A 7,183-nucleotide genomic window follows, 5' to 3' on the forward strand; every position below is an offset into this window, starting at 1 on the left:
GGGCCGGGGAAGTGAACGGCGCGCAGGAGTCCGGCCCGCTGGACGGAGTGTGCTTCCGGGCGCGAGTTGTGGCCCGGACTCGTACCGCGGTGCTCGGGCACCTGATGGCTCGACGCCCTAACGGCGCAAAACTACGAAGCCCGTGGCACCAGGCGTGTGCTTCCGCGCGCCTGGTGGAGCTCCCTGGGGACTGTCACCAGGTCTGGCCTGGCGCGGCCTGGCCCGGCGAAAGTGAACGGCGAAACTGAACGCGAAAGTGCCCGCGTTCACTTACCGGAGGGCGGTCTCAAACAGGGTCGGCGGGGGGCGTGACGCCCGTCGGCGGATCCACGGGGCCATCGTCCTTCGTGCCACCCGGTGCGGGTGTGTCGAGGTCCTCGTCGCTGCTCTCCACCACTTCTGCGTCCACCTCGCCGCGCTCGGCGGGCGTCGTCTCACGAGCGGCGCGCAGGGCCTGGGCGTGCCGGGCCTGGAGGCCCTCCAGCGAGAAGGTGGCGTGCAGCTCCTGGCGGGAGTCGGCGCCACCCATGACGAACTCCTTGAGCCTCACCATCGTGTTGAAGTCGGTGGGGTTGTCGACGCGCACGCGTCCCTCGGACAGCGCCTCCTCGAAGCCGAGGAGGTAGCCGTCAATCATCTTCAGCGCGTCGTCCTTGGAGACAGCGATGGCGTTGGCGCGCAGCTCGATGAGCTTCTGGTCCGCCTTGGTGGCGATGCGCGTCTTGGCCTCTTCGCGGCGGCGCAGGCAGTTGTGCTCCTTCGCGTAGCTGGCGACGAGGGAGGTGGCGACACCGAAGCGCTCGGCCAGCTCGCGGTACGAGGCGTAGCTCGTCATGGTGGAGCCGTCGGGGAGGGTCTTCACATCTCCGAAGACGAGGGCGCGGTCCAGCTCCTGGCGCGGGAGCGCGGGCTCCTCTGACTTGCGGGGGCGGCCCGTCTTGCGCTTCGCGGGCGGTGGAGTCGGTGGTGCCTCGAGAGGCTCGACAACCTCGTCTGCCAGCTCACCCGCGAGGAGGCGCTTGCGGCGGCCGAGGCAGTCGTGCTGCTGGGCGTACTTGGCGACGGCGCTGTGGGCGACACCGAAGCGCTCGGCCAACTCGCGGAGGGAGGGGAAGCGCCGCTTCACACGGCCCCGGGTGGTGGGCACCTCCTCGCCTTCCACGAGGAGCTTGTCCACCTCGGCATGGGGCAGCCGAGGGCCTTCGGCCTTGGTGGGGCGCCCCAGCTTCTTGAGGGGCTTCTTCTGGGCCATGCCTTCCCTCAGCAGCCTCCGGAGGGCTGCGGCACCGCGTCCACGGCCTGGGTGCGCAGGCGCTGCATCAGCCGCGTGCGCTGGCGCTTCAACCGCTGGTACGTCCTCTCGGCCTCGGCGGCGTCGCCCTCGACGAGGCGGCTGACGTAGGCGCGCAGCTTCTCGCGCCGGACGACCGTCGCCATGAGGACCTCGACGTCGCTGCGAGGCAGGGTGGCCTGGGCCAGATGCACCAGCACGGCGTCGCGCTTCACGAAGCTGCGGCGGATGCTGGGCCGCCTGGGGCTCTCCACCGGAGTGACGGACCGCACGTCGGGCAGCCACTCGGCGAGCTGCTCCTGGGTGTACGTCTCATGCTGCTCCGCGCGCTCCTTGCGAAGGTAACGGAACACCTCGCGCGCCGTCTGCTGGCGCAGGCGGACGGCAGTCCAGTCACCCCAGCGCGAGAGGGGGAAGGCGCGTGCGACGGAGAGGAAGGTGGCGAGGACGAGCTGGTCCAGGTCCTCCCTGGGCACGGCGTTACCGAGGAGGCGGCGGCGCAGGCGACGCAACATGGGGGCGTAGGCGGTGGCGAGGGCCGCCGTCCACGCGGGGCTGGAGGAGGCCTGCATTTCGGCCACCAGGGCCCGGGTGAGGGCTTCCCGCTCCGGGTACGTCTCCTCGCGCGCGTCAGCCATGGCGGCCAGCACCGAGTCGAGCGTGGCATGACGCGCGAAGGCCGGCCGCTGCGTGCGCGCAGCCGCGAAGACGGCCTGGAGCCGAGGGGCGAGCGCCTCTGCACGCAGCAAGTCCAAGAGGTGGTCGAAGAAGTCACTCACCGGGGGCGGGCCTCCCACCACTCGCGCACGAACTCGAGGAAGTCGTCCAATGGCATGGCGACGAGGGGCGGCTGCCCGTCGTCCTTGCACACAGCCAGCGGCCAGCGGCCCGCCGGGCACGTCTCCACGGCTTGGCGCAGGGCCTCGCGCACGTTGGTGCGCTGGTGGGCCTTGGCCTCCAGCCAGAAGCACGGCACCTCGACGTCGGACACCTCCTGGCCGCTGCGGTACTGGAGGCCGCGGCGGATGAGGGCCTCGGGCATGGCCTCGCGGAAGCGGTGGACGAGGGCGCGCTCGAAGTCGGCGCCCTTGCGACGAGAAGAAGCACCGCTCACGAGACACCTCCCGACTCCTCCAGCAGCCGCTCCATGTGCCCGCCACGGGTCATGCGCACGGCGAGGCAGCGGGCCAACTCCAGCGCGCAGCGGGCGTCCGCCATGGCTCGGTGGGGCGTGGGCCGGTGGAGGCCGAAGCGCCTAGCCAGGGCGTTGAGGGAGAGGGACTCCACCTCGCCCGTGGCGAGCAGCGGCCACGCGAGGCTGGCGGTGTCGAGGCGGTGGTAGTCGACGCTGGGCAGGGTCAGCTCGGTGCGGCGGTACCCTTCGACGAGGAAGCTCCAGTCGAAGCTGGTGTTGTGGCCGGCCACGAGGGTGCCCGCCAGGAGAGGTGTCACGGTGGCGAGGACCTCCTGCAGGGGCAGGGCGTCGTGCCAGTCCTCGTTGGAGTAGCCGCACACGGCCAGGGCTTCGGGGTGGGCGTCGGCCAGCCGTGTGGGCTGCACGCGGGCCTCGTACTCCGCCAGCACCTGGAGGCTGCGGGCGTCGACGCGGAGCACAGCCACCTCCAGCACTTCGTGCCGGGAGGCGTCCAGCCCCGTCGTCTCCAAGTCGATGAAGGCGAGCGTCCGCAGGTGCGGCGGGAGGCTGGGGAAGAGCGGCTGGCGGAGAGCGGCGACAGGCGTGGTGTCGGAAGCAGGGTGAGCGAGCAGCACTATGCGACCTCCTTGGCCCAGAACCTGGGCGAGTGGTGTTTGGTGGCGAGCGAGTCCAGCTCGGCCTTCAGCAGTGCGACGTGCGCGCTGCCCAGGCGCTTGCCCGCGTCTTTCAGCAGCGCATCGAGGGCCTTCTTCTCGACGCTGGCGAGGCGCTGCACCAGCTCCTCACGAGGGAGGCCGGTGGCTTGGGCCAGCACCGCAACGGTGGGCTCCAGCGGGTAATCGAGGCTGGTGGTGTTGAACATGCGGTAGCGCGTGCCGGCGAGGACGAGTTCGTCCTGCTCAGCGAGGTGGGCTCGGAGGACGCTCTCCAGCTCCGCCTTGCGCGCGCCGAGAATCTTCGCGAGCTGGGCGACTTCTTCACGCTCGCGAGCGACGGACTCCAAGTCGGACATGTTCCTGCAGACGACTTCCCGCTGGCCCGTCAGCGCGCGGGCGTAGGTGGGGCAGTCGCGCCGGTGGTCGCAGTACGCGCAGTTGGGGTTGAGGCGGGCGGGGAAGGACTCCGCCGTCTCCACCTGCTGGCCCAGCGTTTCGACGTAGGCGAGGGCAGCTTCCAGTTGCTCCTCGGTGCGCGTCGTCTCCTGCTGCACGCCGTGGCGCAGCATCCACATGGACAGGCGCACCTTCTTCGCCCAGGGCCACATGCGGCGCGCGGCGAGGGCGTAGAGGCTGAGCTGGAGGCTGGAGTCCAGCTCCTCGCGGGTGAAGAGCTGGTGGTTGGACTTGTAGTCCATGACGTGGACTGTCTCGTCGTCCACCCAGTCGACGCGGTCGATGAAGCCCAGGACAGTGAAGGGCCCCACCGGCAGGCGGAACTCCTTCTCGATGCCGAGGATGTCGCGGGAGTCCACGCGGCCCTGCTGGCGGACGAAGTCCTGGAGGATGCCGAGGCCCTGCTGGAAGAGGTCCAGGCCGGAGAGGCCCGAGGCAGCCCACTCTTCACGGTAGAGCTGGAGGGCGCGCTCCTCGGAGAGCGGGCCCACGTACTCGGTGTCGACGACTTCCTGGAGGAGTCGCTCGAGGACGGCGTGCAGTGCCTTGCCGAAGCTCAGGGGGACGCCGGGCTCGGCGGTGCGCTTGTCGAGGTAGTGGAGCCTGTAGGACAGCGGGCAGGCCTCGAAGCGGCTTAGCCGGCTGAACGAGAGGTGTTCGTTTCGCAGTCCGCTCATGGCGTGGGCCTCCGGGCCGATGCAGTGGCGTGTCGCGAGACAGTCATCACGCTCTTTCCGAGCGAGACATCAAGTTGAAGCGGGGATGCAGCGCGGCCCCGTGTGTCTGTTTCAGAAGCCCGGGCCACCTTCATGGCGATACATCCTCCGCGGAGGCCGTGCGCTTCTCGAAGGACAGGACGCGTGAGCCTGGGAAGGCAGACAGGACGCGCACCAGCGTGGCGGCGTGCTCGGGGGTGAGCTCCTTCCGGGCCTGGCCGGTGTAGGCAGGGACGAGCCAGACTTCGCCGTAGGCTTCGGAGGCGAAGCACACCTCGGCGCCGAGGGCCTTGAAGCTGGCGATGTCCTCGTCGGTGAGGCCGCGCAGGGCGGCGAGCGGGACCTCCGAGTTCGGCACCTTCACATCGAGAGACGGAGCTGGCGACGAGGGCTTGGAGGCGGCGGCAGGGGCAAGCTTCTTCGAGCCGGCCTCAGGCAAAGGATGGCCGAGGAGATCCACAGCGGCTGGAGCGACCTTCGTCGGAGGCGCTGGGACAGGCGGAGCGGCCACGTCACGACGAGGCCGGGCCTGCCGATTCACCTTCAGCCACTCGGTGCAGGTGCCCACGCCGGACAGGGTGCAACCACCGCCAGGCCGATAGTGCAGGCAGTGTTTGCCCTCGCCGCGGACATAGACTTCGCACGTCACGCCAGGCGGACGTTGCTGGGCCGGGGTGGGCTGGAGGTGGTGGGTAAGGGCCATGCGCAGATGTCGGCGGCGCGTGTTTGCCGATACATCCTAAAAGCACCCCATCCCTCCGGTTTGGGACAAGGAATCATTTCGCCCGATTTTATTTTCGATTTCCCCTGGCGAGCGAAGCGCCGAGGGAAAGAAGCACAAAGGCATCTGGCAAGGAATCGGGGACATCCCTCGCCCTGTGGACAGCCCCGGGACACCCCTGGGACAGGTTCCTGTCCACAGGTTTTGTGAGTGATTGCCGGGAGATAACTGGGTGTGGACAGTGTGGACAGCTTTGATGAGTACCCCTACGTCATGTGCGCGCGCACGCGAAGGCCCCATGTACAAGTGCGCGCACGCGCATACGTGTCTCTCCCTATAAAAACTGTCCACACTGTCCACAGTGGTGGTTTCGTGAAAGAATTCATGGGGTTAAGTGTGGACAGAGTGCTGTCCACAGCTGTCCACGCTGTCCACACCCACTCGTGAAGCAAAGCTGGTGGGACCAACTGTGAAGGCGTCCGTGAGCGGGCACGTGGCGTGGGTGGAGGCGTCCAAGCCATGGCCTGTGAATGGCCACCGAGCGGCCAGAAACGGCCCCCAGGCGCGTGAAGGGGAGCGGGAGCCCCCGCGAGGCCGAGGCTGTCGCCTCCCTCGTCATCTGCGGCCTTTCAGGGCCGTCGCTCACCGACGTGAGGTGCGCAGGATGCGACTGCTGCCGGGAGCGCTCCTGTAGGCCGAGGGATGATGATACGGAGAGAAAAAGATGTTTCACTCAGTGCCCGTCCGAATGCGCGGACGGCCCAGTCCCTCCCGCAAAGGCGGAGCCCGAGTGGCAACACGCGGGCATGAAAGTCGCAAGACACGCGGATCCGTGTCCCCGACTTCACGCCACCCGACTTTTGATGCCTCCGCTGTTGGAGCGTGTCGTGTGTCTTGCGTGAGGGCATGTCTCAGCGATGTGTCGCCCCGGCTGTGAGGAAGTTGCTTGGATTCCGGATTTAAGAGAATGTGTAGTTTTGTTGTGATTAGTCCGACTCTGCCGGTGGTGCCGGCGGGCGAGGGCGTCGTTCGACCTGGGCTTGGCCTGTGTGGAGGTGGCGTCCCCGTCTTCTTGGGGGCACCGCTTTCTCGTTGTCGGGCCCCCAGTCGGAAGGGCGCTCGTCCGTTACCGTAGCGGAGGCTTCAGAAGGGCTTGGAAGCGCGTGTAGCGCCCGCTTCTCCTTCGACTGACTTGCCGTGGTCTCTGGGCTCTCACCGAAAGGTGGGGACACCATGGAGGCTCTGGCGTCATTCCCTCCACTGGGGCTCGGCCTTCTCTTTCCCCTCACCTGGCTTTCTGTGCGCCGAGCGCAGGGCCGGGGCGGCATTCATCTGTGAGTCGTAGCTGGAATGCTCTTCATCAAGAGCTTGGCGTGGCCATCCGGACGGCTGAGGCGAGGCGCGTCTATCGCCTGGTGCGGCGCAACTGGGAGGCTCTCTCCGACTTCGAGCAACCGGAGGACCTCGTCTCGTTTCTCACCGCGCGCGAAGGTGACTTTCACGTCAAGGACAGGCTGTTAGCGGGCCTCGTCATGCTGGTGCAGATGGAAGCCACGGCCCGCTTCTTTGTGGCGTTGCTGTGGCTAGGGCTGTGGCCGGGGTTAGATGGCGTGTATCGTCGATGTCTCCGACGAATGAAGCGCGCGCCCGCGGACGTGGTTTCCTCGATTGCCGCGTCCTTCATGAGCCTTGTGGCACGCGTCAGCCTCGCGAATGTCCAGCGTGTGGCCGCGACACTTGTCCGAAGTACGGAGCGCGACGTCCTCAATGTCTGGCGCAAGGAGCTGGAGGAGGAACACCAACGCGCCCTGCTCGGAGGACTGGCCAGTGTAGACGGCTGGGCGCCCTCAGTGCAGTGGCCCGTTCCATTCGTGTCTCAATCCCGCTCCTTCGACGCCGAGGTTGAGGAACTGCGCGCATGGCTCCTCCCGCTGACGGGGGAGGAAACGGACCTGGTCGTCTCCGTCCTTGTTCATGAGGAAGACTACGCCGAGGCCGGAGCGAGCTTCGGGCTTGCGCCCGCGGCGGCGCGCAAGCGCGTCCAGCGGGCTCTGGGACGCCTGCGGAAAATGAAGGAAAAAATCCCCGGGAAATAATTCCTGTCCCAAATCGGCGGGTGGGGGTGCTTTTTAGAGGTTGTGGATTTTGAAACAACCGAGAGGACGGCGGGTGGGGGCGGCTGACGGG

The 7,183-nt window shown here is 67.7% G+C and carries 7 protein-coding genes; 1 reads left to right on the forward strand and 6 read right to left on the reverse strand.

Going from position 1 to position 7,183, the window contains the following annotated elements; genetic code table 11:
- Positions 1-286 precede the first annotated feature (286 nt).
- The 6 genes from D7Y11_RS40525 to D7Y11_RS44755 form a co-directional block, all read right to left on the reverse strand.
- A complete protein-coding gene (locus D7Y11_RS40525) occupies positions 287-1,252 on the reverse strand; it encodes an AT hook motif domain protein (protein WP_126936341.1) in 966 nt (321 codons plus the stop codon).
- 8 nt (positions 1,253-1,260) lie between these two features.
- The gene (locus tag D7Y11_RS40530) at positions 1,261-2,091 is read right to left on the reverse strand and encodes a hypothetical protein (protein WP_126936342.1); all 831 of its coding nucleotides are present in this window, start codon (positions 2,089-2,091) and stop codon (positions 1,261-1,263) included.
- Positions 2,067-2,405 carry a hypothetical protein gene (locus D7Y11_RS40535; RefSeq protein WP_126936343.1) on the reverse strand — a complete coding sequence of 113 codons (339 nt, stop codon included), beginning with the start codon at positions 2,403-2,405 and terminating at the stop codon, positions 2,067-2,069. Before D7Y11_RS40535 ends, D7Y11_RS40530 begins: the two co-directional genes overlap by 25 nt.
- Positions 2,402-3,061: a 3'-5' exonuclease gene (locus D7Y11_RS40540; protein WP_126936344.1), complete on the reverse strand. Its 660-nt coding sequence runs from the start codon at positions 3,059-3,061 to the stop codon at positions 2,402-2,404. The genes D7Y11_RS40535 and D7Y11_RS40540 overlap by 4 nt, the downstream gene beginning before the upstream one ends.
- Positions 3,061-4,236, reverse strand: coding sequence for a PD-(D/E)XK nuclease family protein (locus tag D7Y11_RS40545; RefSeq protein ID WP_126936345.1), 1,176 nt, complete (start codon positions 4,234-4,236; stop codon positions 3,061-3,063). The genes D7Y11_RS40540 and D7Y11_RS40545 overlap by 1 nt, the downstream gene beginning before the upstream one ends.
- Before the next feature lie 130 nt (positions 4,237-4,366).
- Positions 4,367-4,633, reverse strand: coding sequence for a hypothetical protein (locus tag D7Y11_RS44755; protein WP_233607558.1), 267 nt, complete (start codon positions 4,631-4,633; stop codon positions 4,367-4,369).
- 1,736 nt (positions 4,634-6,369) lie between these two features.
- Here D7Y11_RS44755 and D7Y11_RS40555 point away from each other — a divergent pair.
- Positions 6,370-7,092 carry a sigma-70 family RNA polymerase sigma factor gene (locus D7Y11_RS40555; RefSeq protein WP_233607559.1) on the forward strand — a complete coding sequence of 241 codons (723 nt, stop codon included), beginning with the start codon at positions 6,370-6,372 and terminating at the stop codon, positions 7,090-7,092.
- Positions 7,093-7,183: the final 91 nt, after the last annotated feature.

The organism is Corallococcus sp. AB018 (genome assembly GCF_003986945.1).
Taxonomy (GTDB): domain Bacteria; phylum Myxococcota; class Myxococcia; order Myxococcales; family Myxococcaceae; genus Corallococcus; species Corallococcus exiguus.